Origin of the sequence: Stappia stellulata DSM 5886 (genome assembly GCF_000423705.1) — a bacterium.
GTDB classification, from domain to species: Bacteria; Pseudomonadota; Alphaproteobacteria; order Rhizobiales; family Stappiaceae; genus Stappia; species Stappia stellulata.
On sequence record NZ_AUIM01000013.1, the window covers coordinates 72,620 to 96,735 of the forward strand.

Consider the following 24,116-nt stretch of genomic DNA (forward strand, 5'->3'; position numbering starts at 1 on the left):
GCGGACCGATGGGGTTGGCCTGCCGGGGCGCCTGCGGGAATCTGCGAGATTCGCGCTACTTCGCGTGGCCGCTCATGCCCCCTGAAATCTCTTCCGTCTGGTCCGCGCTGAGTTCGTCGGGCAAGAGCAGGTTGAGAACGATGGCCAGACCCGCGGCCGGCAAAAGACCGGTGGTGAGCAGAACCTGCAAGGTCGGGGAGAGATGCTGGAGCGCTTCGGGCACCAGTTGCAGCCCCAGCCCCACCGACAGCGACACAGCGAAGATCACCATGTTGCGCCGGTTCCAGGCGACATCGGCGAGCATCGACACACCAGCCGCCGCGACCATGCCGAACATCACGATGACGCCGCCACCCAGCACCTCGATCGGCACCGTGGAGATGATCGCGCCGACCTTCGGCACCAGGCCGCAGACGATCAGGAAGAGCGCCCCGAAGGTAACCACGTGCCGGCTCATCACCCCGGTCATGGCAATCAGGCCGACGTTCTGGCTGAAGGACGTGTTGGGCAGACCTCCGAACAGGCCGGCCATCGCCGTTCCCAGACCGTCGGCATAGGTCGCGCCGGCGATCTCGCGGTCGCTTGCCTCGCGGCCCGCGCCGCCCTTGGCGATGCCGGAGATGTCGCCCACAGTCTCGATCGCCGAGACCACGCCCATCAGGCCGAAGCCGATCACCGCCGCCCAGTCGAAGGCAAAGCCGAAGTGAAAGGGATCGGGCACCATGAACCAGGCCGCGCGGCCCACATTGGCGAAGCTCACCATGCCGAGCGCGAAGGCCAGCACATAACCGGCGATCAGGCCGATCAGCACGGCGGCGACCGACCACATGCCACGGGTGAAGAATTTCAGGCCGAGCGTCACCAGAATGACGCTGAGCGCGACGAACCAGTTCTGCGCGCTGCCGAATTCGGGCTTGCCCATCGCCGGAACGCCGCCGGCGGCATACTGGATGCCGACCTTGACCAGCGCCAGGCCGATCATCAGCACGACGAGGCCCGTCACCAGCGGCGGCAGGGCGAAGCGGATCCGCCGGATCACGGTGCCGAGCGTTGCATGAAAGAGCCCGCCGATGATCACGCCGCCCATCAGCGCGGCCATCGCGTCGACGCCCTTGCCGGCGACCAGCGGGATCATGATCGGCAGGAAGGCGAAGCTCGTGCCCTGCACCACCGGCAGGCGGGCGCCGACCGGCCCCATGCCGATGGTCTGGAACAGCGTGGCGATGCCGGCGAAGAGCAGCGACATCTGGATCATGTAGATCAGGTCGAAGACACCCGGCGTGCCGAAGCCGAAGCCGGCGGCCCCGGCGACGATGATCGCCGGCGTGATGTTGCTGACGAACATCGCCAGCACGTGCTGGATGCCGAGCGGCAAGGCCGTTGCCAGCGGCGGCGTGTAGTCCGGATCCCGCAATTGTTCCGGCGTCCCGATCGAATGGTCGGCAGCCATGGGTCTGTCTCCTTCTGGAAGGCGCGCGGTGGCGCTTTGGGTCGTTCCGGCGCCGGTCTCGTTGCGTCCGCGTTCCCCTGCGGACGACCGGTCTTTTCCGGATAAAAAAAGGCCCGGCGCCACAGCGCCGGGCCTCGGGTCGCCAGCCTCAGGCGAGGCGGCCGAAGAGCCGAATGCGGCTGATGCCGCCGTCGGGATAGATGTTCAGACGCACATGAGTCACCGGTTTGGGCGCGCGCACATCGGCGGAGCCGATGTCGTGGATCGCGTCGGCGGTCAGTTTCGTGGGCGCGATGACCTCGTCCCAGAACATCGACGATGTCACCACCGCATCGTTGAGATCGGCTGCGAAATCGCCGAGATCGGCGGCCTGCAGCGAGAAGCTTTCCGGGAAGTTGCCCTTGTAGAAGGCGGTATCGATGCTGGCGCGCTCGACGAGCCCGCGCGCGCCGAGCGCGATGATGATCCAGTCGTTGCCCGGCTCCCGGCGCCGACGCGTCTCCCAGCCGTCGCCCATGTTGACGCCGCGCCCCGGCGCAAGCAGCCGATGGTAGGCGCCGTAGTGGGCATCGGAAAACGCCAGCACCCGCCCGCCGTTGAGCGCGGAGGCAAGGTCGACGTCGCCGGAGCCGACCGACGCGCGGTCGATCTCGGGCCGGCCGAAGACGCGAAAGCGCGCGACGCCGCCATCGGGGTGAATGTGCAGCCGCACATGGGTCCACACCTCGTCGCTGGCGCAGGCGAAATAGTGATGCGCGCTCGGACCCAGCGGCGCCATGCCGACAAGCTCGGTCCACGTCGTGGCCTCGTCCGGGTCACCGTCGACGGCGCAAGCTTCGATACGGGCCGCCGGCGGGTAGTTGCCGGTGAAATGGGCGGTGTCGACGTCAAAGCCGGTGATGCGGCCGCGTGCGGCGAGCCGGACCACTGCGCTGTCGTGACCGGGACCGCGGCGGCGGCGCGATTCCCAGCCGTCCATCCATTTGCCGTTGTCGTCGTATTTGTCGGGGTGGAAGACCGCCTCGTCGTCGGCGAGCATGCGCTCGACGCTGGCGAAAAAATCGTCGGTGACCGACAGCGCCTTCGCGCCGAGGCCGGCGGAAGCGAGGTTGATGTCGGTGAGGGCGAACTCCGGACGGGCGTCCGGCGTGTCGAGTGTCATGGTCTCAAGTCCTTCATGAACGCACCGGCGGACGGCCGGCGAAAAACACCGGACAGGTCAGTCCGGCAGGATGTCGGCGAGGCGAAGCCCGGCGATCCGCTCCACCTGGGCGCAGGCCGTGGCAAACTCCGTGTCGCGGTCGTTGTCGACGCGCGCCTCGAAGTTTTCCAGGATCTGGCCCTTGCTGCGGCCCTTCACCGCCAGGATGAAGGGAAAGCCGAAGCGCGCCTGATAGGCGTCGTTGAGCGCGGTGAAGCGCGCCCGCTCGTCGTCGGTCAGCGCGTCGAGGCCGGCAGAGGCCTGCTCGCCCGTCGATTCCGCCGTCAGCCGTTTGGCGCTCGCGAGCTTTCCGGCAAGATCGGGATGGGCGCGCAACACGCCAAGCCGCGCATCTTCGCTCGCCGCGCGAAAGACACGCACCATCGCCGCGTGCAGGCCGGACGCGGTGTCCTGGTCTGGCCCGAGACCGGCGTCATGGGCGCGCTCGGCGATCCAGGGCGAATGTTCGAAAATGCTGCCGAAGCGGGCGACGAACTGGTTGCGGGTCATCGTGGCGGGCGAAAGACCGCCGTTCGGTTGCACGGTCTCATCCGGCATGCACACCTCCCCTTGAGTGGACGCGAAGCTTTATTGGTAAACCAGAATAATCGACGCGATTGTCAAAAATTTCTTGAAAGAGATGCAGCGGCGAAGCGTGCCTCTCCTTCGGGAACGGCCAGGGCCGCAGCGCGGGGATATCGGGCAATCGAGCGGCCGGACCGGCTACGGCGTCAAGGCCGCGCCACGACGGCAATTCCGACTTATTTCGCCAATTCCAGAATCGATTTTCGCAAGATTTTGCCAGGATTGATCGAAAATTGCACCGCCGCGGCACCTCTTCGCGGTCCCCCGTCAGGCCGGCGCCTCAGAAATATCCCCGCGCCCCGCTTCCGCCAGAAGTCCGTCGAGCGCCTGCTGGCAGCCGGCGGTGACGAAATCGATGAAGAGCCGGATCTTGGGATCCTGGAACCGCTTGTGCGGATAGAGACAGGCAAGCTGCACCGGCGGCGGCGGGGCCGCCTTGCAGACCTCGACGAGAGCACCGCTGCGCAAATGGTCGACCACCTCGAACAGCGGCTTGTTGACGATCCCGCAGCCCTCCAGCGCCCAGTCGGTGAGCACGTCGCCATCGTCGGATTCGAACGGTCCCGAGACCTCGTAGCGCAGCGGACCGTCGGGCCCGTCGAGCGTCCACTGAAATTCGTTGGCGCCTGGAAAGCGCAGCAACAGACACTTGTGGTGACCGTCGACCAGATCGCGCCCGCTCTCCGGCATGCCGTGTTCCGCCAGATAGGAGGGGGCGGCAACGAGGACCCGTGCGCAGTCGAAGACGGGCCGCATGCGAAGATTGGAGTCTGGCGGCGTGCCGAGAACGAAGGCGATGTCGAGCCCCTCGCCCATGACGTCCAGCTTGCGGTCGGAGAGGCGCAGCCGCACATCCACCGCCGGATAGGCCTTCTTGAAATCCGGAATCAGCGGCGCAATCAGCCGCCGGCCGATGCCAAGCGGAGCTGCGACGAAAATCGAGCCGCGCGGATTGCGCGCCACATCGGCGACGGCGGCCTCCGCCTCCTCGATGGTGTCCAGGATCTTGACCGCGCCCTTGTAGAAGATGGCGCCATGCTCCGTCGGCTGAAGCTTGCGGGTGGTGCGGTTGAACAGCCGGACGCCCAGGTGCTTTTCCAGTTCGCCGATGCGGCTGGAGACCACCGCCGGCGACACCCGGCGGTCGCGCGCGGCCGCCGACATGCTGCCAAGCTCGACAACCCGGACGAACACCTTGAGATTGTTCACATAGGACATGATCTGCCGATACCATCTTCAAGATTTTTTTGATAGTGCTGGCTGTGTCATCGGACTTTTTTGCAAATCGCCGATCTGTCAGTCTGCGAGGCTGACGGAGGCGCGCACCGTCCCGCCCCTGTCCGCACCGCAGCGGACCCGCAGAAACGGAGACCCTCGATGGAAATGGCGATTGCCTGGGACTGGCTGTCCTTTGCGCTCAGATGGCTGCATGTGATCACGGCCATCGCCTGGATCGGGTCCTCCTTCTATTTCATCGCGCTGGATCTCGGCCTGCGCAAGGCACCCGACCTGCCGAAGGGTGCCCACGGCGAGGAATGGCAGGTGCATGGCGGCGGCTTCTACCACATCCGCAAATATCTGGTGGCGCCGGCCGAAATGCCCGAGCACCTGACCTGGTTCAAATGGGAGAGCTACGCCACATGGCTCTCCGGCTTCGCGCTGATGGCCGTGGTCTATTACGCCGGCGCAGACCTTTATCTGATCGACGCCAACGTCCTTGAGATGTCGCAGCCGGTGGCGATTGCCGTGTCCATCGCCTCGATCGCGCTTGGCTGGATCGTCTACGATCTCCTGTGCAAGTCGCCGGCCGGAAAGAGCACCACGGGGCTGATGCTGCTCCTCTATGTGGTGCTGGTCGCCATGGCCTGGGGCTACACACAGCTCTTCACCGGGCGCGCCGCCTTCCTGCATCTCGGCGTCTTCACCGCCACGATCATGTCCGCCAATGTGTTCATGATCATCATTCCCAACCAGAAGAAGGTGGTCGCGGCACTGCTGAAGGGCGAGACGCCCGATCCCGCGCTCGGCGCCCAGGCCAAGCAGCGCTCGCTGCACAACAACTACCTGACGCTTCCCGTCATTTTCCTGATGCTGTCGAACCACTACCCACTGGCTTTCGCGACCCCCTACAATTGGGTCATCGCCTCGCTGGTGTTCCTGATGGGCGTGACGATCCGCCATTTCTTCAACAGCATGCACGCCGGGAACGGCAAACCCTGGTGGACCTGGGGCGCGACCGCCGCGCTCTTCCTCGCCGTTGTCTGGCTCTCCACCCTGCCGCCTCCCGGTGAAAGCGACGGCGAAAGCGCCGCAACCGTCACGGCGCCGGCCACCGCGATGACACCGGCGATGGCGCGCCTGATCGAGGCGCCCGGCTTTGCCGACGTGCGCGACACGGTTCTGGGGCGGTGCTCCATGTGCCATGCCGCCGAACCCCTGTGGGACGGCATCGCCGTCGCGCCGAAGGGCGTGCATCTGGAAAGCGACGCCGAGATCGCCGTCCACGCCCGCCAGATCTACCTGCAGGCCGCGCGTTCGCACGCCATGCCGCCCGCCAATCTGACCTATATGGAGCCGGACGAGCGCGCCCTGCTCGCCGCCTGGTACGAGGACGCGGTACGCTAGCTCCGCGCATCTTCTCGTGCCTGCCTTCGCACGGATCCGTGCCGAACACCGCTGCGCGCCATTGCGCCGGCGGTTTTTTCGTGCCCGCGCCATAGCCGCTCCCCTTCCGCGAACCCTGCGCGAAAAGGCGGCGGCTGCGCGAATAACGTGCAACCGCCGCCGCAAGGTGGATTGTTTCATCAAAACGTATTAACAAGACCATCCAGCCTCTTTTGGCGCGCCACGCGCCAGCCCGGAGCGTTTCCGTTCCGGGCAACGACAGAAAATTCGCAATTTCCCGGACGGCTCGATCTTTGCGGGCCGACGCACGATCGATGACAAGGAGACGACAGACCGATGCCGACCCTTACGGAAGCGGAAGAAATCTCGGATATTGCTTTTGGCTACATGGGCTCGAAAGCTTTGTTTGCTGCCCTTCACTTCGGCATCTTCACGCAACTGGCCGAAGCGCCGGCAACGGTCGATGCGCTGGCGAAGACGGTCGGCCTTCCGGGCGAACGCTGCCGCACGCTGCTGACGGCCCTTGCCGCGCTCGGCCTGGTCGAACAGGACGATGGAACCTATCGCAATTCGCCGGCGGCCGAACGCTTCCTGGTCAAGGGCGCGAAATACGATTTCGGCGACTATCTGCGGCTCCAGGTCGGCCAGCAGATGTATCCGCTGATGGATCAGATCGAGCCGGCGCTGTCCGGCGACCTGCCGGACGACGCCACCGCCTCCTATGCCGACTGGTTCTCCGATCCCAAGGAGGCGCGGCTTTATTCCGAAAGCCAGCACGCCGGCTCGCTCGGCCCGGCGCTCGGCCTCGCACGGCGGATCGACCTGTCGAAGGCGCGCAAGCTGCTCGACGTCGGCGGCGGCACCGGCGCCTTCGCGATCACGCTCTGCCAGTCGTTCCCGGAGCTTTCGGCAACCGTCGTCGAATTTCCCAATGTGGCGAAGCTCGGCCGCAGCTTTGTCGACAAGGCCGGCCTGTCGGAGCGCATCTCCTATCTGGAGGGCAACGCGCTGGAAACCGAATGGCCGCGCGACCAGGATGCGATCCTGATGTCCTATCTGCTGTCCGGCGTGCCGGACCATGCGCATGAGGACCTGTTCAAGCGCGCCTTCGATCACCTGGCACCGGGTGGCCAGCTGATGGTGCACGACTTCGTCGTCGACAGCGACCGCGCCGGCCCGAAGAACACCGCGCTCTGGCAGTTGCAGCATACCGCCTTCACGCCGGAGGCACGCTCCATCGCCGACGACTGGCTGGAAAAGCAGATGATCAAGGCGGGCTTCGAAAACGTCGGCGTCGAGCCGCTGATCCCGGGCATGACCAAGCTGGCGCTCGGCACCCGCCCCGCCTGAGCCGGACGGGGCGAAAGGCCTCAGGTGTCGCGCTGGTCGAGCAGCCAGTCGCGCACCTGCTCGCCCGACGGCGTCAGAACGCGGTCGCGCGGCCACACAAGCTGGAAGGGCGTCGCCGTTTCCAGCACGTGGTCGTCGACCGACACCAGAAAGCCGTCGCCGACCAGCCGGTCGGTGAGGTGGTGCCACCCGAGCGCAATGCCCTGCCCCCCCATCACCGCCTGCACGACCAGGACATAGTCGTTGATCGACAGCCCGCTGGCGCGCGCGGGGCGCGGCAACCCGACGCTTGCAAACCAGTCGCCCCAGTCCGTGCAAGGCCGATAGGGCTCTTCCAGATGGATGAGCCTGTGCCGGGCAAGCGCCTCTGCGCCCTCCGGCAGGCCATGCGCCTCCACATAGGCGGGGCTTGCGACCGGCTGGATCCGCTCCGGCGCCAGAACCTCCGCGTCATAGGCGAAGAACCCGCCGACGACGCCAGACCGCACCCCGAGCGGAATGTCTTCCGCCGCGATGTCGAGATCCCGCTCGGACGTCTGGATGCGCAGGTCGATCCCCGGCAGGTCCTCGCGAAACCGCGCCAGACGCGGCAGCATCCAGAAACTGGCGAAGGCGGTCGAAGCCGACAGCGTCACATGCCGCTCGGTGCCCAGCGCGCGAAGCTCTTCCGCCGACTTGCGGATGGTCCCCAGCCCGCGCGCGACATCGGCGTGAAACCGCGCGCCGGCGTCCGTCAGTTCCACGCGTCGGTGCCGCCGGTGAAACAGGCGCACGCGAAGCGTGTCCTCCAGCCCCTTTACCGCAAGACTGACCGCCGCCTGGCTCATGCCGAGCTCTTCGCCGGCACGCGTGAAACTGCCGTGGCGGCCTGCCGCCTCGAAGGCGATGAGCGCACTGGCGGAGGGCAGCAGGTGGCGCAGGCTTTCCATCAGGTGAGCTTATCTCACGCATGAGAATTTTCCAGCATCACGCGACGTTTGACGACAGCTAGGCTTTTGACCGGATGCAGGAGACGGCAGCGGGTTTACCGGCCCGGCCGCCGCGACCGGGAGGAAAGCACAATGGCTGTTGCAGGACTGTCGCCGCCACCGCAGGGCGCGAAGGACGCCCCGGAGACAAGCACCCCCCGACGCGGCGCGCGCGAGCGCCGCCGCGAACGCCGCGCGGCCGCCAAACTTGCCGGTCCGGCCTATGTCACCCGCGCCATTCCGCCCTACGAGATCCTGGACGAGGACCGGCTTTGCCGCATCGAGGCGGCCGCCGACCGGATCCTGGCCGAGATCGGCATCGAGTTTCGCGGCGACGACGAGGCGCTGCGCCTGTTTCGCGAAGCCGGCGCCGGCGGTACGGGCCTCACCTGCACCTTCGAACCCGGCATGCTGCGCGAGATCCTGAAGACAGCTCCGGCCGAATTCGTCCAGCATGCGCGCAATCCGGCCCGCTCGGTCAGGATCGGCGGCCCGCACATGGCATTCGCGCCTGCCTATGGCTCGCCCTTCGTGATGGATCTCGACCGGGGCCGGCGCTACGGCACGCTGGAGGACTTCGAGAACTTCGTGAAGCTCGCCTGGATGGCGCCCTGGCTGCATCATTCCGGCGGCACCGTCTGCGAACCGACCGACATACCGGTCAACAAGCGCCATCTCGACATGGTGTTTTCGCACCTGAAGTATTCCGACAAGCCGTTCCTGGGGTCGATCACGGCGCCGGAACGCGCGGAAGACAACATCGAGATGTGCCGCATCCTGTTCGGCGCGGAGACGGTCGAGCGCGACTGCGTGATCATGGGCAACGTCAACGTCAATTCGCCGCTCGTCTGGGACGGCACGATGACCGGCGCAATCCGCGCCTATGCCGCCGCCAACCAGGGCTCGGTGATCGTGCCCTTCATCCTGGGCGGCGCGATGGGACCGGTGACGAGTGCCGGCGCCATCGCCCAGGCGCTCGCCGAAACCATGGTCGGCTGCGCGCTCACGCAGCTTGTGCGCCCCGGCGCGCCGGTGATCTTCGGCAATTTTCTTTCTTCCATGGCGCTGCGCTCCGGCTCGCCCACCTTCGGCACGCCGGAGCCGGCGGCAGGCTCGCTCGTCGTCGGCCAACTGGCGCGACGGCTCAACCTGCCGCTGCGCTGTGCCGGCTCCTTCACCACCTCCAAGCTGCCCGACGCCCAGGCCATGCAGGAAAGCGCAATGTCGATGCTCTCCGCAGTGCAAAGCGGCGCGAATTTCCTGCTGCATTCGGCCGGCTTCCTCGATGGCCTCCTGTCGATGAGCTACGAGAAATTCGTGCTCGACGTCGACCAGTGCGGCGCGTTGCACAGCTATCTGGCCGGCGTTGCCGTCGACGACAACGCGCTGGCGCTCGATGCCTTTGCCGAGGTCGGCCCCGGCAACCACTTCTTCGGCTGCGCCCATACGATGGCGAATTACGAGACCTGCTTCTGGGACAGCGAACTGGCCGACAACGATCCCTTCGAGACCTGGGAGGAAGCCGGCGGCAAGGACGCGGCGACCCGCGCCAACACCCGCTGGAAGGCGATGCTTCGCGATTATGAGGCACCGCCGCTGGATGTTGCCGTGGAAACGGAACTCCTGGATTTCATTGCGCGCCGCAAGGCGTCGATGGAAGATGCGTGGTATTGACCGAAGCCCGAGCGAGCTCAATGACGTCGACGGACCCCCTGCTGCAACCGTACCGGCTCAAGCATCTGGAATTGCGCAACCGGCTGATGTCGAGCGCCCATGAGCCGGCCTACTCGCACGAAGGCCTGCCCAAGGAGCGCTACCGGCTCTACCACGCGGAGCGGGCAAGGGGCGGCATCGCGCTGACGATGACGGCGGGTTCGGCCGTCGTCTCGCCGGACAGTCCGGCCGCCTTCGGCAATCTCCACGCCTACAAGGACGAGATCGTGCCCTGGCTGAAGGAGCTTGCCGACGACTGCCATTCGCATGGCGCGGCGGTGATGATCCAGCTCACTCACCTTGGCCGGCGCACCGGCTGGAACAAGGCCGACTGGCTGCCGGTGCTCGCCCCCTCGCCGACCCGCGAAGCCGCCCACCGCGCCTTTCCAAAGGAGGCGGAGGACTGGGATCTCGAGCGCATCCTGAAGGATTATGCCGATGCGGCGGAACGCATGCGGGCGGCCGGTCTCGACGGCATCGAGATCGAGGCCTACGGCCATTTGCTCGACGGCTTCTGGTCGCCGGCCACCAACCGCCGCGAGGACCACCACAACGGCTCGCTCGACAACCGGCTGCGCTTCACCCGCACCGTGCTCGACGCGATCCGCAAACGCGTCGGTCCGGACTTCATCGTCGGAATCCGCATGGTCGCCGACGAAGCCTTCGACAAGGGACTGACGCGGGAAGAGGGCGTGGAGATCGCGCGGCGCCTGGTTGCCGACGGCAGGATCGACTTCCTCAACCTCATTCGCGGCCACATCGACACCGATGCCGGCCTCGCCGACGTGATCCCGGTCCAGGGCATGCGTTCCGCGCCGCATCTCGACTTCGCCGGCGAAGTGCGGGACGCGACGAAGTTCCCCGTGTTTCACGCCGCCCGCATTTCCGATGTCGCCACCGCGCGCCACGCCATCGCCGAGGGCAAGCTCGACATGGTCGGCATGACGCGCGCCCATATCGCCGATCCGCATATCGCGCGGAAGGTCGCCGAGCGGCGCGAACACGAAATCCGCCCCTGCGTCGGCGCCACCTATTGTCTCGACCGCATCTACGAAGGCCACGAGGCGCTCTGCGTCCACAACGCGGCGACGGGCCGCGAGGCGACCATGCCGCATGTGATCGCGCGCGGTGACGGGCCGGCGAGGCGCGTCGTTGTCGTCGGCGCGGGGCCGGCGGGACTGGAGGCCGCGCGCGTCACGGCCGAGCGCGGCCATGACGTGACGGTCCTGGAAGCCGCGCCCCAGGCGGGCGGACAGGTGCGGCTCGCCGCGCAAAGCCCGCGCCGGCGCGAGCTGATCGGCATCATCGACTGGCGGCTGGCGGCCTGCGAGGCCGCAGGCGTCGTGTTTCGCTTCAACACCTGGGCGGAGGCCGCCGACGTGCTCGACCTCGCCCCCGACGTGGTCCTGATCGCCACCGGCGGGCTGCCCGACACCGAGGTGGTCGAAACCGGCGCGGAGCTTGCGGTGTCTTCATGGGACATCCTCTCGGGCGACGTGACGCCGGCCCGGCGCGTGCTCGTCTTCGACGACAACGGCGGGCACCCGGGCATGCAGGCCGCCGAAGTCGCGGCAAACGCGGGAGCCGAGGTGGAGATCGTCACGCCAGAGCGGTTCTTCGCGCCGGAAATGGGCGGGCTCAACCATGTGCCCTACGCCAGGCTCTTTCAGGAAAGGGACGTGCGGATCACCATCAACACGCGATTGTCCGGGATCGCGCGCGACGGCAACGAACTGGTCGCGACCCTCGGGTCCGACTATTCGCCGCACACACATGACAGGCGCGTGGACCAGGTGGTCGTGGAACATGGCACCCTGCCGCTCGACGACCTCTACAAGGCGCTGAAACCCGCCTCGCGCAACCACGGCGCCATCGACTGGCCGGCGGTGATCGCCGCGAAAGGCGCATCGCCCTTCCCCCGGACCAATCCGGATGGCGAATTCCTGCTTGCGCGGATCGGCGACGCCGTTTCCTCGCGCAACATCCACGCCGCGATCTACGAGGCGCTGCGGCTGACGAAGGACCTGTGACGCCTCCACCGGTGCACAAGTGCAACACTTCCGGCAATTCGCCGTTGCGTTAGCCAATTCGGCAACGAAACAGCGTATAACCGGAAAAATCAGTTCAGTCTGCCGGAGCGGTCCTTCCCATCATGCGAAATTTCAAGCTTCTGACCGTCCTTGCCAGCGTCGCGACGCTGGCGATCGCAGCTCCTGCCGGCGCGCAGGACGGACTTGCCCCGCCGGACGATTTGCCGGTGCCGCAGAGACAATATGTGATCGACCTGGGCGTGGGCGCGCTCGCCAAGCCGAGATACGAAGGCGCGGACAGGCTTCTGGTCATGCCCATGCCGATCGTCTCCGTCGGCCGCTTCTATCTGCCGGGCTTCGGTCAGGTTGCGGATGGCGAAACCAAGAAGCGCGGCGTCTTCTTCTTCCCTTCGTTCAACTTCGTCGGCGAACGCAAGGCCTCCGACAGCGCCTCGCTGACCGGCACGCGCACCGTCGACTGGGCACTTGAACTCGGTCTGGGCGCAGGCTTCCGCTACGACTGGTTCCGCGCCTTCGTCGAGCTGCGCCAGGGCATCAACGGCCACTCCGGTCAGGTCGGCCAGATCGGCGCGGACGTGATCTTCAATCCCATGGAGCGGCTGCAGCTCAGCATCGGCCCGCGCGCCGATTTCGCTTCCGGCGACTACATGAGCACCTATTTCGGCGTGACAGCAGCCGAGGCGGCGGCCCCGGGTAGCACGCTGACGGCCTACAACGCCGACGGCGGCTTCAAGTCGCTCGGCATTCTGGGGCGCGCGAGCTACGCGGTCACCGACACCACGGCCCTGCACCTGCAGGCCGGCTGGGACCGTTTCATCGGCGATGCCAAGAACAGCCCGATCGTGCGCGACGGCAATGAGAACCAGTTCTCGATCGGCGCCGGCGTCACCTACCGCTTCGCCTTCGATCTCTTCGACTGAGCGTTTTCAGGGCCTCTTGAAACGACAAAAGCCGCCTCCGGGGATCCGGATGGCGGCTTTTTCGTGCTTACGCAAAGGCGCGCCTCAGTCGCGCAGGTCCGCGCAAGTCTCGATCTGCAAGCCGTCGGGCAGCTTCGTGCTGCCGTCGCCGCAGGCCCCGATCATGCGCGCCTTGTCCAGCCCTCGCGCACCGGTGAGATCGGCCCCGACCAGCCGCGTGCGGCGGAACAACGTCCCTTCGAGACGCGCCCCGGTCAGATTGACCCCCGTCAGGTTCGCGCTGGAAAAATGCGCGCCTGTCAGGTCCGTATCGCGAAAATCGGCGCCCTTCGCCTCGATCCGGTCGAAATCGGCGTATTTCAGCCGGGCGCCGGAAAAATCGGCGCCGGCGAGATTGGCGCGTTCCAGGCTGATGCCTTCCATCTTGGCACCGCGAAAGGACGCGCCGTCGGCCTTCACACGCACCAGCAGCGCGAACCGCAGGTCCGTGTCGACGAGGCTCGCGCCGGTCAGGTCGGAATCCGACATGTCGGCATCGCGCAGATCCGCGTCATTCAACCGCACTCCGGCAAGCGTCGCCTTCTCCAGATCGACGCCGCGCATCGACGCGCCGGTCATATTGGCGCGCGACAGGTCGGCCCGCTCCACCTCGGCACGGCGAAGATCCGCACCGCTCAGGTCCGCCTCGACCAGCGAAGCCGCCTTGAGATCGGCCTCGCGCAGGATGGCGCCCGACAGGTTCGCGTTTTCAATCGCGATCCCGCGCATCTCGGCAAGCCGCAGGTCGCAGTCCGGACATTGCCCGCTCTCGCGGAACCCCTCCAGCACCGTTTGCGCGGCAGCGCCCGTCGACAGACCTGCGCCGAGCGCAAGGACAAGGATGGTCGAAGCCGCGTGCGGGATGGAAAATGCGCGTCTCATGGGGTCCTCTCCGGATAAACTGGCTCTTCCCTAATCTGGGAACAGTCGCGGTCTATTGTAAGGCCAAAGCCTCGCCAACACCTTACCCGCTTCCACGCCCTCGACAGAACCCGGTCGGTGCCGCCTGGCAAGGCGACCGAACACCGCAGGCGAGGCGATGGATCGACAGGGCAGCACTTGCAAGCCCTTGCAAGGCGCGGCCCCCGCAATGCGTGATTCCTTTGTGTGTGACGAGACGGAAATGCGGATATACTGCCGTTTCGGAACATACAGGCGAGCCGAAACGGCTTGGGAGGGCTTTCGCATGATCACCGCAAACGCTTTTCGGGCACGCTTCCTCCCAATCGCGAGCGCCGTGTTGGTCGGTCTCGCGGTGGCGCTTGCGGCGCCGGCCGCCGAAGCCGACAGCATTCTTGCCCGCATCGACCTGTCGGACCAGCGCATGAAGGTCTTCGTCAACGGGCGACACACCGCCACCTGGCGGATATCGACGGCCCGGCGCGGATACCGCACCCCCGTCGGCACCTTCCGGCCCGGACGCATGCATGTGCGTTACTTCTCCCGCAAGTACAACAATTCGCCGATGCCCTATTCGGTGTTTTTCCATGGCGGCTATGCAATCCATGGCACCACGGCGATCAAGAGCCTCGGGCGCCCGGCATCGCACGGCTGCGTGCGCCTGCACCCCGAAAATGCACAACGGCTGTTTTCGTTGATCAAGCAAAACGGCAAACGCAATGCGCGAATCGTTATTACCCGGTAACCTTTACAGGCCAATGGCTCTCACGGCGGATTGACGCAAGGCCTGCAAGGCCTAATGTGCGGGTGAATGGCGCCGCCGACGCAAAGCGTGTCGGCGCAGGCTGTCAGGCTTTCGCGGACCGGCCCTGCCGGTCTCGTCGGGGTCTGCGGCTTGAGAAGCCGGCGGGACGAAGGAAGATAGCGGGGTCGCATTTGCCACCTTCCCTCGTCCGCCAATTGCTGACGACGCACTACCTGACTATCAGCGTGCCAATCATGCGGCAAAACCCTTGCCAAAAGGTTGGCACGCTGTCGTTTCAAGATGCGGCGCGCACAGCAGAACCCACCACAAGATATTGATGTCGTTAGGTATTTGGTAACCATTGCGCCTTGCAATCGGCGACATGCACGGCCCATTGCGTAAAGCGGACGTTAACGCACGCCGGGAAAGCCGCAAAACGACTGGCGAACCGGGCCCGGAAAATCCGCAGCGCGAATCGCGGGCGAATCGCCGCTACAGGTATTCGCTGCGCAGATCCACGCTCGAACGATGGCCGATGGCGTCAAAGTTCTCCGCCTCCCAGGCCTTCGCGGCATCGCGACCGATGTCGTGAAGATGCTTCAGGAAGCGCCACTCGGCATTGACCTTGGAGGAGGCCTGCAGCGGTTTCAGATCTTCGGCGGCAATGCGGTGCATGTGGATTTTCCGGTAGTCCTTGCGGTCGAGCTTTCCGTCCTCGATGAGCCGGCTGACGAACTCGATTGCCCGCATCTCGCGCAAAAGCGTGGAATTGAAGGTGATCTCGTTCAGCCGGTTGAGGATCTCGCGCGCGCTCTTCGGCGTCTCCGGGCGCTCCACCGGGTTGATCTGGATGAGCACCGTGTCGGACGTGGCCGTTTCCCCGAACAGCGGAAACAGCGGCGGATTGCCCATGTAGCCACCATCCCAATAGGGCACGCCGTCGATCTCCACCGCCTGAAAGAGATGCGGCAGGCAGGCCGAGGCCATCACCGCATCGACGTCGATCTCGGCCCCCGAAAACACCCGGATCTTGCCGGAATGCACATTGGTGGCGGCGACGAAGAGGCGAATGCTGTCGCAGGCGCGCACGGCATCGAAATCGACGGAGGCTTCGACGACGTCCCGCAAGGGATTGATGTTGAGCGGATTGAACTCGTAGGGCGAGGAAAACCGCGAGGCAAGGTCGAAGGCGATGAAGCTCGGCGACATGTCGAGGCTCCACTGGCCCATGATCATGTCGATGGGCGTGCGCTTGATCGGGCTGAGCCACGCCTGGTCGCTCACCGCCTTCCAGAAGCGGTGCAGCGCCTCGCGCGCGCCGTCCCGACCGCCCTTGTGAAGCCCGTCGGCAAGCACCACCGCATTCATCGCGCCGGCGGAGGTACCGCTCACGCCATCGATGACGAAATTCTCGCTTTCCAGCAGCCAGTCGAGAACGCCCCAGGTGTAGGCGCCATGCGCGCCGCCGCCCTGAAGTGCCAGATTGATCGCCTTGGGACCTGCGGTCATGGGGCGCCTTTTCGTGGGAGGATCGTTCGACAGCGACCGGAGATCCGCTCGCCCGCTATTGCGCCACCCAGCCGCCGTCCATTTGCTGCAGCGATCCGGTGATGCAGGAGGCGGCGTCGGAGGTGAGATACAACGCCATGGAGGCCACCTGGTCGACGGTGACGAATTCCTTGGTCGGCTGCGCCGCCAGAAGCACGTCGCGCTTGACCTCGTCTTCGGTGAGCCCGCGCGCCTTCATCGTGTCGGGGATCTGCGCTTCGACCAGCGGCGTCCAGACGTAGCCCGGGCAGATCGCGTTCACGGTGATGCCCGACTGCGCCACTTCCAGCGCGACCGTCTTGGTCAGGCCGGCGATGCCGTGCTTGGCCGCGACATAGGCGCTCTTGAACGGCGAGGCGACCAGCGCATGGGCGGATGCCGTGTTGATGATGCGGCCCCAGCCCTTTTCCTTCATGCCCGGCACGGCCGCGCGGATCGTGTGGAAGGCGGAGGAGAGGTTGATCGCGATGATCGCGTCCCATTTCTCGACCGGAAATTCCTCGATCTTGGAAACATACTGGATGCCGGCATTGTTCACCAGAATGTCGACCGCGCCGAAGGTGTCGGCGGCCTGCCCCATCATCGCGGCGATCTCCTCGGGCTTGGTCATGTCAGCGCCGGAATAGACGCATTTGACGCCATGTTCCTTTTCGATGCCCGCCCGCTCTTTCTCGATGGCCTCCGCGTCACCAAAGCCGTTGATCACGACATTCGCGCCGTTCTTCGCGAACGTCTGCGCAATCGCCAGCCCGATGCCCGAGGTGGAACCGGTGACAAGAGCCGTCTTGGAGCTGAGCATGAAAATCCCCTTCGTCGCCATGGCCGCCCGACCAGTCCGGCGGCGCGCCGGCGCTCATAGAACATGAGATCGCGTTGCACCGCAACATGGGCCGCGACGCCCCACGCGACAAGACCCCGACGAGACCCGCCTCCTGCGTCAGCGGCTCAACTCTCCGGTGTCTCCGGTGCTTGCGGTCCGCCGCCGGACGGCATCTGCCGTTCGCGCAGGATGTAATAGCCCCCGGTGAGGATGCCGGTGTAGAGAACAAGTCCGAGGTTGGCCACAGCCTCCAGTACAAACGTCTTGATTGCACCAAGAACCGATCGAGCGGACTCAGCCGGGACAAGAAAATCAATGAGATAATACACACAGAGCAGGACGCCCCCCACAACAAGATACGAAACGATCATAGGGAGCCTGAGCCCGCGACTCTCGTAAAACGCTTGCTTGAGCGTCAGGTCTTCATCAAGCGCCTTCGCGGGAAGAATGAGAGAAAGCGCCGCATACAGAAACGAGACAAATGCTACAATTGCTGCAACCGCGACGTAGGAAAAGACCTGAAAGGCACCCGAACCAACGAAAAAAAGTAAATTCGCCACGAAGAACGATAAAATCAAATCCAATATTGCAAATAAAAAAACAAAAGCACCCAAGATAAGAATAATTATTATAGTCCAGAAAAAGAAAATGGCCTCTCGAGTCTGAAACCGCAGATTTATCGAGGAAACTGACGTCTTCAGTAGCACCCCGCGTATCCAGGCAACGGAAATCGACGCTGCAGAGATCATTCCACCCACCAGGTAGGGGATGTCTGCCGGCTGAAACGATGTCGTGTGGCCGGCAGACATGTTTGTCACCGAGCCAGACACGATGCTCAGGACAGCAAGAAGCACCGTCCATGCCCCGCAGACCTTCACGAACAGCACGGGATTCATGGAGACAGCTTTGACGGTGCCGACCAGTAACCTGCGCGTGGTTTCGATGAACATTGTCGCAAGACCCTTGGGTTCGAATGACTTGCTAGAGGAAGTCGAGGGCGGCTCAGCTCTGCGGCGCCTGCGGTCCGCCGCCGGACGGCATCTGCCGTTCGCGCAGGATGTAATAGCCGCCGGTCAAGACGCTGACCTGCAGGGCAGTTGCCGAGATCTGCAGGGCGAGGGTGAGAATGAACACCGCGATGCCGGCGAAGACGCTCGCCCCCCCGGCCGCGAGCAGACCGACGACGAAGGTCCCACCGCCGATCACGAGCGAAAGACCGGTCGCCGCGAAGGACATCGGCAAACCCAACCCCTCGCTGTCGCTGAACGCCTCGCCGAAGCCGAGGGGTTCATCCAGCGCGACGGCGGGCAGAACAAGACTGAACCGCAGCATGAAGGGAAGGACCACGAGGACAACCGCAGCCGTCATGACGACAAAGGTCAAGACGCCCAGCGTGGCAACGACAAAGGCCAGGGCCCCCACCGGGATCATCAGGACCATCACGATCAGCATAACCACGAGAAACTTCCCCGCGTAGCGCAGCTCACGACCGCCGACGGTGAGATGCAGCCAGCCCGGCCGCTCCTCCATCAGCAGGCAACGGTGCCAGGCAACCGCAATGGAGGCATTGCCGAGGATATAGGCAGCGGCGAAGACAAGCGTCACCGCAAAATGGGCCGCGCTGAACGCGAACGGCTCCTGGGGCGCGAGGCCAAACATCATTGCCTGCCCCACCACAAAGATCGCGAACCAGGCCCAGCTGATCTTGAGGAAGATCTCGAAATTGGCGAAGAGCGCCTTGAATGCGCCGACAAAAAGCCGGCCGGTCGTCTTGAAAAGCATGCATCCCCCCAAAAACGTAAACGAAAACGGTCCTTACGCAGGCCAGCACCCGCAAAGCGGTTGAAACCAGGTTGCACTATCCCAACCCCTGCGCGCATCGGCAAGCGTTCCGCCGCGAAAACGGTGGATGTCGATCATGTGCCGGCGCGGATCGTCAGCGCCGCCGCTTGTCCGAGAGACCGCGTACGGCATCCACGGCCCGCGCCGCCGTTTCGCGCGTCGCCTTGCGGCGGCGCACTTCAGCCTCGGCCAGTTCCGCCGTCTTGAGGCCGGCTTGCGCCGCGAAGCGCTCACGCGCCAGCGCATAGGCCGTGGTGTGCAGGCTGGCGAAAAGCCAGGTGACGAGCACCATCGCGCCCATGGGAAACAGCGCGGAGCGCAGCTGCGCCAGCGCGCCCATGTCGCTGACCAGCGCGCCGAGCAGGATCAGCAGCAGCGACCAGATCCAGACGCCGAGACCCGCAAGCAGCGTCACGGCAAGGGCCGCCACCGCCAGCGCCCAGCCGATCCCGCGGGTCAACGCCCACGACTCCTTCAGCGTCATCTCGTCGTCGAGGGCGGCCGCCGGCAGTACCAGCGAGATGCGCTGCACCAGCATCAACGCCACGAAGGGCGCGGCGACGAGCGCGAAGACCCCGATCGGCCCGAGCAGCGGCACCAGGACGCCGGCGAGCATCACAAGCGGCACCAGCATCAACAGCCCGAGCAGACCGAGGATCACGAGCTTCCAGGCGACCCGGAGATTGCGCGCACCGAAAGCAAGCGGGAACTCGCGCGCGCCGAGAAGAACCCGGCGCAGATAGGCGACCCCGATGGAAAAGCCGGCAAGCAGATTGGCAAGCACGGCGAGAAGCCGGAGGGCGGCGTCGCGCTCGGCGGTTTCGGTCCCCTCCACGATGGGCTCCATCATGTAGGAGCCGGTGGTGAAGCCTTCCGCGGGCATCAGGGACGCGCTGATCGCCACATTCAGCGCGACGAGCAGAAGCATGTAGCCCCAGCCGGCCGCGAACAGCGTTGCAAGACGTTTGCGCGCCAGATCCAGCGTGCGGCTCAGAACCACCAGAAGCATGATGCAATTTTTCTCCGTTCCCTCTCAGATGCGGCTTCGCGCCCGCCGGGTCAAGACGCGCCGTTCCTGCGACAGCACCGGCCCTTGCGCACAAGGGTGGCGCGCCCTATTCAAACGGCGTTAGTCTTCGACATGCCGCGCGCGCCGGGACGGCGTAAGCGCGCAACGGACGCGGATCTCATGAACGGAAGCGGACGCATGACAGCTGACCATCAGGGCGACAGCATTCCAAACCAGCCGGTGCCGAGCGGACCGGCACCGCGCCGGGTCTCGGTTCCCGTGAAGGTGGGGACGGTCACAGTCGGCGGCGGCGCCCCCGTCGTGGTGCAGTCGATGACCAACACCGACACCGCCGACATCGACGGCACCGTCGCGCAGGTGTCCGCACTGGCGGCTGCGGGATCTGAAATCGTGCGCATCACCGTCGACCGCGACGAAGCCGCCGCCGCCGTGCCGCGCATCCGCGAAAGGCTAGATCGCATCGGCTGCCATGTGCCGCTCGTCGGCGATTTCCATTACATCGGCCACAAGCTGCTGGCCGATCATCCCGCCTGCGCCGAAGCGCTCGCCAAATACCGGATCAATCCCGGCAATGTCGGCTTCAAGGACAAGCGCGACCGGCAGTTTTCCGACATCATCGACATCGCGCTGAAACACGACAAGCCGGTGCGCATCGGCGTCAACTGGGGCTCGCTCGACCAGGAGCTGCTCACTCACCTGATGGACGAAAACGCCAAGCTTGCCGCCCCCGCGCCCGCCGACGCGGTGATGCGCGAGGCGATCATCCGCTCGGGTCTCCTGTCGGCGGAACGCGCCGAGGATCTCGGCATGGGCCGCGACAAGATCATCCTGTCGGCCAAGGTCAGCCAGGTGCAGGACCTGATCTCGGTCTATGCCGATCTCGCGGCGCGCTGCGACTATGCGCTGCACCTCGGCCTCACCGAGGCGGGCATGGGCACCAAGGGCATCGTCGCTTCGGCTGCCTCCATGGGCATCCTGCTGCAACAAGGCATCGGCGACACAATCCGCGTGTCGCTGACGCCGGAACCCGGCGGCGACCGTACCCGCGAGGTGCAGGTGGCCCAGGAACTCCTGCAGGTGATGGGCTTTCGCTCCTTCGTGCCGGTCGTCGCGGCCTGCCCGGGCTGCGGACGCACCACCTCCACGGTGTTTCAGGAACTGGCGCAGGACATCCAGGACAACCTGCGGGTCTCCATGCCGGTGTGGCGGGAGAAATACCCCGGCGTCGAGACGCTCAACGTCGCGGTGATGGGCTGCATCGTCAACGGACCGGGCGAGAGCAAATTCGCCGACATCGGCATATCGCTGCCCGGCACCGGCGAGACGCCGGCCGCCCCCGTCTTCGTCGACGGCCGAAAGGTCGCCACACTGCGCGGGACAAACATCGCCGACGACTTCAAGAAGATGGTCGACGACTATATCGAGACGCGCTTCGGCGGTGACGCGCGGTCCGCAGCGGAATGACCGCGCCCGCGCAAAACGCCCCCCGGACGGACATTCTCGTCATCCATTCGCAGGTGGTGCGCGGCGCCGTCGGCGGGCGGATCGCCGGGTTCGCGCTGGAGCGCCTCGGCCACCGCGTCTGGTTTCTGCCGACCGTGCTCCTGCCCTGGCACCCGGGTCAGGGACGCAGCCATCGCCATGTCGCCGACGATGCGACCTTTGCCGCACTCGTCGACGACCTGATCGGCGCGGACACGCTCTCCGGCATCGGCGCAGTGGTTTCCGGCTATCTTGGAAGCCCCGCGCAGGCACGCGAGATCGTCCGGCTCGTCGCGGCCGTGCGCAAGGCGAACCCGGAGGCGCTCTACGTCTGCGATCCGGTGAGCGGCGACCGCGCCGGCCTTTATGTCTCGGAAGAAACGGCTGCCGCCATGCGCGACACGCTGCTGCCGGAAGCCGATGTCGCCACGCCCAACCTGTTTGAGCTGGAGTGGATGTGCCAACGGACGATCGCGACGGAAACGGAGGCCATTGCCGCCGCCCGCGCGCTTGGCCCCGCCCGCGTTCTGGTCACTTCGGCCCCGGCCATGCGGCGCAACTCCGTCTCGAACCTGCTGGTGAGCGACAAGGCGGCGATTGCCGCCGAACATGGCGCGATCGCCGATGCCCCCAACGGCACCGGCGACCTGATGGCGGCCCTGTTCACCGCCAATCTGCTGGCCGGGCAGTCCGACGAGGCAGCACTCAAGCGCTCGGCCGCCTCGGTGTTCGAACTGGTCGCGCGCTCGGTCAAACGCGGGTCTCGCGACCTGCTGGTCGCCTGGGAGCAAGCCGCCCTGGTGCAACCGATGGCGCTGGTTTCGAGCCGGCGGGTGATGGACGCGCCGATCCGCGCGTAAACGAGGATTGCCGATGAGAGTTGCCGGTGTCGATGGCTGCAAGAAAGGCTGGATCGTCGTCACCCGCGATCTCGATGGAGCCGCAGTGCCGACCATCGCCGTCGTCCCGCAGTTCCGCGACATCCTCGCCGATGAGACACTCGCCGTGATCGCCGTCGACATGCCGATCGGTCTTCCGGAACGCTCCGGGCCGAAAGGCCGGGAACCTGAGCGACACGTGCGCCCGCTGCTCGGCCAGCGCCAGTCCTCGGTGTTCTCCGTGCCCTCCCGCGCCGCCGTCTTCAGCAACGACTATCGCAAGGCCTGCGAGACAGCGCTTGCCACCTCCGACCCACCGAAGAAGGTCTCGAAGCAGGCGTTTTATCTCTTTCCCAAGATCCGGGAGATCGATGCGCTGATGACGCCATCGCTGGAGGAGCGCGTCTTCGAAGTCCATCCCGAACTCGCGTTCTGGCGGCTCAATGGGGACAGCGCCATGAGCCTGCCGAAGAAGGTGAAGTCACGGGCGAACCCGGCCGGACTGGACCAACGCAAGGCTCTTCTCGAGGCCAATGGTTTCGACCGCCCGTTCCTCGATCAACGCCCACCGAGGGGGGCCGGCGTGGATGACCTGGTCGACGCCTGCGTCGGCGCGGCAATCGCCGAGCGCATCGCCAAAGGCCGCGCGCAGGCTTTCCCGGACCCGTTCAAACGCGACGAACGAGGATTGCGCATGGCGATCTGGGCGTGAGGGCCCGTCGGCGCGGTCCCGCACGGCCGGCCGCTGGAGGCACGGTCGGACGAAGCGTTCGACAATTGCCTGTCAGGGCTTTGCCGCGGGCACCGGGGCGTCGGGATCGATGGCGCCCGGACCAGCCTGCGCCTTGTCGTCACCGCTGGAAAAGATCCGGCTGAAAAACCCGCCGCTCTTCTTTTCCGGCGCGGGCGCAAACGCGGTCTGGGATGCCCCCTGGTCCGCGGCGGGGACGGAAACCGGCGCCGCATCGGCTGTCGCGGTGGCAGTCGCCGGAGCATCGGCAGCAGGCGTCTCCGCAGCCTCATCGGCATCGTTGCCGCCGCCGAACAGCGCGGCGAGTTGCGCCTTGCGCTTCTCGGCGCGGATTTCGGCCTCCGCGATCTGGCGAACCTTTTCCTCGTCGCGCTGCTGCATCTTGTTGACGGCAACCTCGACATTGTCGGGAATGTCGTAAGCCGGGCATTTCGCGGTGGCGCGGAACGGCACGCCCTCCACCAGCGGTGTGGCGTCGAAGACGTATTTCTTCTCGCAGACCTCGACCTTCGGCGGGACCTTGGTCACCTCGAAATGGTCATGTCCGCGCTTCAGCATCTGCCAGAAGGCATAATGCTCGTTGTCCCGGTGCTCGGCCATGTTTTCCGCCGTCATGCGAAACGGAAAGGCCTGCACCTGGAAGGACCGCTGTCCGCCGGAAAAACTTTCGCGCGCGAGCGCGTAAATGTCCTGTACCTGGGCATCGGTCATCGCGTAGCAGCCGCGCGAGGAGCAGGCGCCATGCACCATCAGGTGCGAACCGGTGCGGTTGTAGGCCCGGTCAAAGCGGTTCGGATAGCCGAGATTGAAGGCGAGATGATAGCTGGAATTGGGGTTCATCAACGCCGGCGTGATCTCGTAGAAACCTTCCGGCGCCTGCCGGTCGCCTTCCTTGAACTTCGGCCCGAGCTTGCCCGACCACTTGCAGATTTCGAAGGATTCCAGAAGCGCATAGCGGCCGGACTTGGTCTGCTTCCAGACCTCAAGCTCCGATTCCTGCTTGAAAATGCGCAGCATGATCGGGCTCTTGGTATCCATTCCGAGCCGCGTGATCTCGCGCTTGACCTCGGAACTGACCGGACGCTTGTGCTTTGGTCCGTAGCCGAGCTCATCCGCCTGGCAGGCTCCGAGCAGACCCGCCAGGGCCACCACCGCCACGGTTTTCCACGACGCCCAGCTGTTACGCGCGATATCTTGCGCCATGCCGATTACCTGCCT

General features: G+C 65.5%; 20 protein-coding genes and 1 pseudogene. 9 read left to right on the forward strand and 12 right to left on the reverse strand.

Annotation, left to right across the window (positions count from 1 at the left end; translation table 11 throughout):
* Nucleotides 1–55 precede the first annotated feature (55 nt).
* The 4 genes and pseudogenes from G572_RS0111690 to G572_RS0111705 form a co-directional block, all read right to left on the reverse strand.
* On the reverse strand, nucleotides 56–1,450 hold the full coding sequence (locus G572_RS0111690; protein ID WP_029058640.1) for a uracil-xanthine permease family protein: 1,395 nt from the start codon (nucleotides 1,448–1,450) through the stop codon (nucleotides 56–58).
* 148 nt (nucleotides 1,451–1,598) lie between these two features.
* Nucleotides 1,599–2,612 carry an allantoicase gene (alc, locus tag G572_RS0111695; RefSeq protein WP_029058641.1) on the reverse strand — a complete coding sequence of 338 codons (1,014 nt, stop codon included), beginning with the start codon at nucleotides 2,610–2,612 and terminating at the stop codon, nucleotides 1,599–1,601.
* Between the two features lie 57 nt (nucleotides 2,613–2,669).
* Nucleotides 2,670–3,155 (reverse strand): annotated as a pseudogene (uraD, locus tag G572_RS0111700) (2-oxo-4-hydroxy-4-carboxy-5-ureidoimidazoline decarboxylase); the annotation flags it as partial.
* Between the two features lie 348 nt (nucleotides 3,156–3,503).
* Nucleotides 3,504–4,454: a LysR family transcriptional regulator gene (locus tag G572_RS0111705; protein ID WP_029058643.1), complete on the reverse strand. Its 951-nt coding sequence runs from the start codon at nucleotides 4,452–4,454 to the stop codon at nucleotides 3,504–3,506.
* A 159-nt stretch (nucleotides 4,455–4,613) separates the two neighbouring features.
* Here G572_RS0111705 and G572_RS0111710 point away from each other — a divergent pair, with 159 nt between their 5' ends.
* Together G572_RS0111710 and G572_RS0111715 are read left to right on the forward strand one after the other, a co-directional pair.
* Complete coding sequence (locus G572_RS0111710; RefSeq protein ID WP_029058644.1) at nucleotides 4,614–5,861, forward strand: urate hydroxylase PuuD; 1,248 nt, start codon at nucleotides 4,614–4,616, stop codon at nucleotides 5,859–5,861.
* Nucleotides 5,862–6,197: 336 nt separating this feature from the next.
* Nucleotides 6,198–7,211, forward strand: a complete 1,014-nt coding sequence (locus G572_RS0111715) for a methyltransferase (protein ID WP_029058645.1) — start codon at nucleotides 6,198–6,200, stop codon at nucleotides 7,209–7,211.
* A 20-nt stretch (nucleotides 7,212–7,231) separates the two neighbouring features.
* Here the strand turns inward: G572_RS0111715 and G572_RS0111720 are convergent, their stop codons facing one another.
* The gene (locus tag G572_RS0111720; RefSeq protein WP_029058646.1) at nucleotides 7,232–8,140 is read right to left on the reverse strand and encodes a LysR substrate-binding domain-containing protein; all 909 of its coding nucleotides are present in this window, start codon (nucleotides 8,138–8,140) and stop codon (nucleotides 7,232–7,234) included.
* A gap of 132 nt (nucleotides 8,141–8,272) precedes the next feature.
* On the opposite strand from G572_RS0111720, the gene G572_RS0111725 reads away from it, so the two are divergent.
* The 3 genes from G572_RS0111725 to G572_RS0111735 all read left to right on the forward strand — a co-directional run bounded on the left by G572_RS0111725 (nucleotide 8,273) and on the right by G572_RS0111735 (nucleotide 12,863).
* Nucleotides 8,273–9,853 carry a trimethylamine methyltransferase family protein gene (locus G572_RS0111725; protein ID WP_029058647.1) on the forward strand — a complete coding sequence of 527 codons (1,581 nt, stop codon included), beginning with the start codon at nucleotides 8,273–8,275 and terminating at the stop codon, nucleotides 9,851–9,853.
* 20 nt (nucleotides 9,854–9,873) lie between these two features.
* Complete coding sequence (locus G572_RS0111730) at nucleotides 9,874–11,922, forward strand: oxidoreductase (RefSeq protein ID WP_029058648.1); 2,049 nt, start codon at nucleotides 9,874–9,876, stop codon at nucleotides 11,920–11,922.
* 122 nt (nucleotides 11,923–12,044) lie between these two features.
* Nucleotides 12,045–12,863, forward strand: a complete 819-nt coding sequence (locus G572_RS0111735) for a MipA/OmpV family protein (RefSeq protein ID WP_029058649.1) — start codon at nucleotides 12,045–12,047, stop codon at nucleotides 12,861–12,863.
* A gap of 84 nt (nucleotides 12,864–12,947) precedes the next feature.
* Here the strand turns inward: G572_RS0111735 and G572_RS23575 are convergent, their stop codons facing one another.
* Entirely contained in the window at nucleotides 12,948–13,784 is an 837-nt protein-coding gene (locus G572_RS23575; RefSeq protein ID WP_051242255.1) for a pentapeptide repeat-containing protein, read from the reverse strand.
* A 304-nt stretch (nucleotides 13,785–14,088) separates the two neighbouring features.
* Between G572_RS23575 and G572_RS0111745 the strand changes: the two genes are divergently transcribed.
* Nucleotides 14,089–14,547 carry a L,D-transpeptidase gene (locus G572_RS0111745; protein ID WP_037546694.1) on the forward strand — a complete coding sequence of 153 codons (459 nt, stop codon included), beginning with the start codon at nucleotides 14,089–14,091 and terminating at the stop codon, nucleotides 14,545–14,547.
* Nucleotides 14,548–15,039: 492 nt separating this feature from the next.
* Here G572_RS0111745 and G572_RS0111750 read toward each other — a convergent pair whose 3' ends face one another.
* The 5 genes from G572_RS0111750 to G572_RS0111770 form a co-directional block, all read right to left on the reverse strand.
* A complete protein-coding gene (locus G572_RS0111750; RefSeq protein ID WP_029058651.1) occupies nucleotides 15,040–16,056 on the reverse strand; it encodes a patatin-like phospholipase family protein in 1,017 nt (338 codons plus the stop codon).
* A gap of 55 nt (nucleotides 16,057–16,111) precedes the next feature.
* The gene (locus tag G572_RS0111755) at nucleotides 16,112–16,894 is read right to left on the reverse strand and encodes a 3-hydroxybutyrate dehydrogenase (RefSeq protein WP_029058652.1); all 783 of its coding nucleotides are present in this window, start codon (nucleotides 16,892–16,894) and stop codon (nucleotides 16,112–16,114) included.
* 146 nt (nucleotides 16,895–17,040) lie between these two features.
* On the reverse strand, nucleotides 17,041–17,865 hold the full coding sequence (locus G572_RS0111760) for a hypothetical protein (protein WP_029058653.1): 825 nt from the start codon (nucleotides 17,863–17,865) through the stop codon (nucleotides 17,041–17,043).
* A 52-nt stretch (nucleotides 17,866–17,917) separates the two neighbouring features.
* Nucleotides 17,918–18,697 carry a hypothetical protein gene (locus G572_RS0111765; protein WP_029058654.1) on the reverse strand — a complete coding sequence of 260 codons (780 nt, stop codon included), beginning with the start codon at nucleotides 18,695–18,697 and terminating at the stop codon, nucleotides 17,918–17,920.
* 154 nt (nucleotides 18,698–18,851) lie between these two features.
* Nucleotides 18,852–19,766 carry a hypothetical protein gene (locus G572_RS0111770; RefSeq protein WP_029058655.1) on the reverse strand — a complete coding sequence of 305 codons (915 nt, stop codon included), beginning with the start codon at nucleotides 19,764–19,766 and terminating at the stop codon, nucleotides 18,852–18,854.
* 198 nt (nucleotides 19,767–19,964) lie between these two features.
* Between G572_RS0111770 and ispG the strand changes: the two genes are divergently transcribed.
* The 3 genes from ispG to G572_RS0111785 are packed head-to-tail and all read left to right on the forward strand — an operon-like array spanning nucleotide 19,965 to nucleotide 22,859.
* Nucleotides 19,965–21,251, forward strand: coding sequence for a flavodoxin-dependent (E)-4-hydroxy-3-methylbut-2-enyl-diphosphate synthase (gene ispG, locus G572_RS0111775; protein WP_051242266.1), 1,287 nt, complete (start codon nucleotides 19,965–19,967; stop codon nucleotides 21,249–21,251).
* Nucleotides 21,248–22,129: a pyridoxal kinase PdxY gene (pdxY, locus tag G572_RS0111780; RefSeq protein WP_029058657.1), complete on the forward strand. Its 882-nt coding sequence runs from the start codon at nucleotides 21,248–21,250 to the stop codon at nucleotides 22,127–22,129. Before ispG ends, pdxY begins: the two co-directional genes overlap by 4 nt.
* A 13-nt stretch (nucleotides 22,130–22,142) precedes the next feature.
* Entirely contained in the window at nucleotides 22,143–22,859 is a 717-nt protein-coding gene (locus tag G572_RS0111785) for a DUF429 domain-containing protein (protein WP_029058658.1), read from the forward strand.
* 72 nt (nucleotides 22,860–22,931) lie between these two features.
* Here G572_RS0111785 and G572_RS23580 read toward each other — a convergent pair whose 3' ends face one another.
* Complete coding sequence (locus tag G572_RS23580) at nucleotides 22,932–24,101, reverse strand: L,D-transpeptidase family protein (RefSeq protein ID WP_051242257.1); 1,170 nt, start codon at nucleotides 24,099–24,101, stop codon at nucleotides 22,932–22,934.
* Nucleotides 24,102–24,116 lie beyond the last annotated feature (15 nt).

Excerpts from the sequence above, each read along its gene's own strand:
- G572_RS0111690 (WP_029058640.1), bottom strand. The coding sequence starts at position 1,450 with ATGGCTGCCGACCATTCGATCGGGACGCCGGAACAATTGCGGGATCCG.
- alc (WP_029058641.1), bottom strand. The coding sequence starts at position 2,612 with ATGACACTCGACACGCCGGACGCCCGTCCGGAGTTCGCCCTCACCGAC.
- G572_RS0111705 (WP_029058643.1), bottom strand. The coding sequence starts at position 4,454 with ATGTCCTATGTGAACAATCTCAAGGTGTTCGTCCGGGTTGTCGAGCTT.
- G572_RS0111710 (WP_029058644.1), top strand. The coding sequence starts at position 4,614 with ATGGAAATGGCGATTGCCTGGGACTGGCTGTCCTTTGCGCTCAGATGG.
- G572_RS0111715 (WP_029058645.1), top strand. The coding sequence starts at position 6,198 with ATGCCGACCCTTACGGAAGCGGAAGAAATCTCGGATATTGCTTTTGGC.
- G572_RS0111720 (WP_029058646.1), bottom strand. The coding sequence starts at position 8,140 with ATGGAAAGCCTGCGCCACCTGCTGCCCTCCGCCAGTGCGCTCATCGCC.
- G572_RS0111725 (WP_029058647.1), top strand. The coding sequence starts at position 8,273 with ATGGCTGTTGCAGGACTGTCGCCGCCACCGCAGGGCGCGAAGGACGCC.
- G572_RS0111730 (WP_029058648.1), top strand. The coding sequence starts at position 9,874 with ATGACGTCGACGGACCCCCTGCTGCAACCGTACCGGCTCAAGCATCTG.
- G572_RS0111735 (WP_029058649.1), top strand. The coding sequence starts at position 12,045 with ATGCGAAATTTCAAGCTTCTGACCGTCCTTGCCAGCGTCGCGACGCTG.
- G572_RS23575 (WP_051242255.1), bottom strand. The coding sequence starts at position 13,784 with ATGAGACGCGCATTTTCCATCCCGCACGCGGCTTCGACCATCCTTGTC.
- G572_RS0111745 (WP_037546694.1), top strand. The coding sequence starts at position 14,089 with ATGATCACCGCAAACGCTTTTCGGGCACGCTTCCTCCCAATCGCGAGC.
- G572_RS0111750 (WP_029058651.1), bottom strand. The coding sequence starts at position 16,056 with ATGACCGCAGGTCCCAAGGCGATCAATCTGGCACTTCAGGGCGGCGGC.
- G572_RS0111755 (WP_029058652.1), bottom strand. The coding sequence starts at position 16,894 with ATGCTCAGCTCCAAGACGGCTCTTGTCACCGGTTCCACCTCGGGCATC.
- G572_RS0111760 (WP_029058653.1), bottom strand. The coding sequence starts at position 17,865 with ATGTTCATCGAAACCACGCGCAGGTTACTGGTCGGCACCGTCAAAGCT.
- G572_RS0111765 (WP_029058654.1), bottom strand. The coding sequence starts at position 18,697 with ATGCTTTTCAAGACGACCGGCCGGCTTTTTGTCGGCGCATTCAAGGCG.
- G572_RS0111770 (WP_029058655.1), bottom strand. The coding sequence starts at position 19,766 with ATGCTTCTGGTGGTTCTGAGCCGCACGCTGGATCTGGCGCGCAAACGT.
- ispG (WP_051242266.1), top strand. The coding sequence starts at position 19,965 with ATGACAGCTGACCATCAGGGCGACAGCATTCCAAACCAGCCGGTGCCG.
- pdxY (WP_029058657.1), top strand. The coding sequence starts at position 21,248 with ATGACCGCGCCCGCGCAAAACGCCCCCCGGACGGACATTCTCGTCATC.
- G572_RS0111785 (WP_029058658.1), top strand. The coding sequence starts at position 22,143 with ATGAGAGTTGCCGGTGTCGATGGCTGCAAGAAAGGCTGGATCGTCGTC.
- G572_RS23580 (WP_051242257.1), bottom strand. The coding sequence starts at position 24,101 with ATGGCGCAAGATATCGCGCGTAACAGCTGGGCGTCGTGGAAAACCGTG.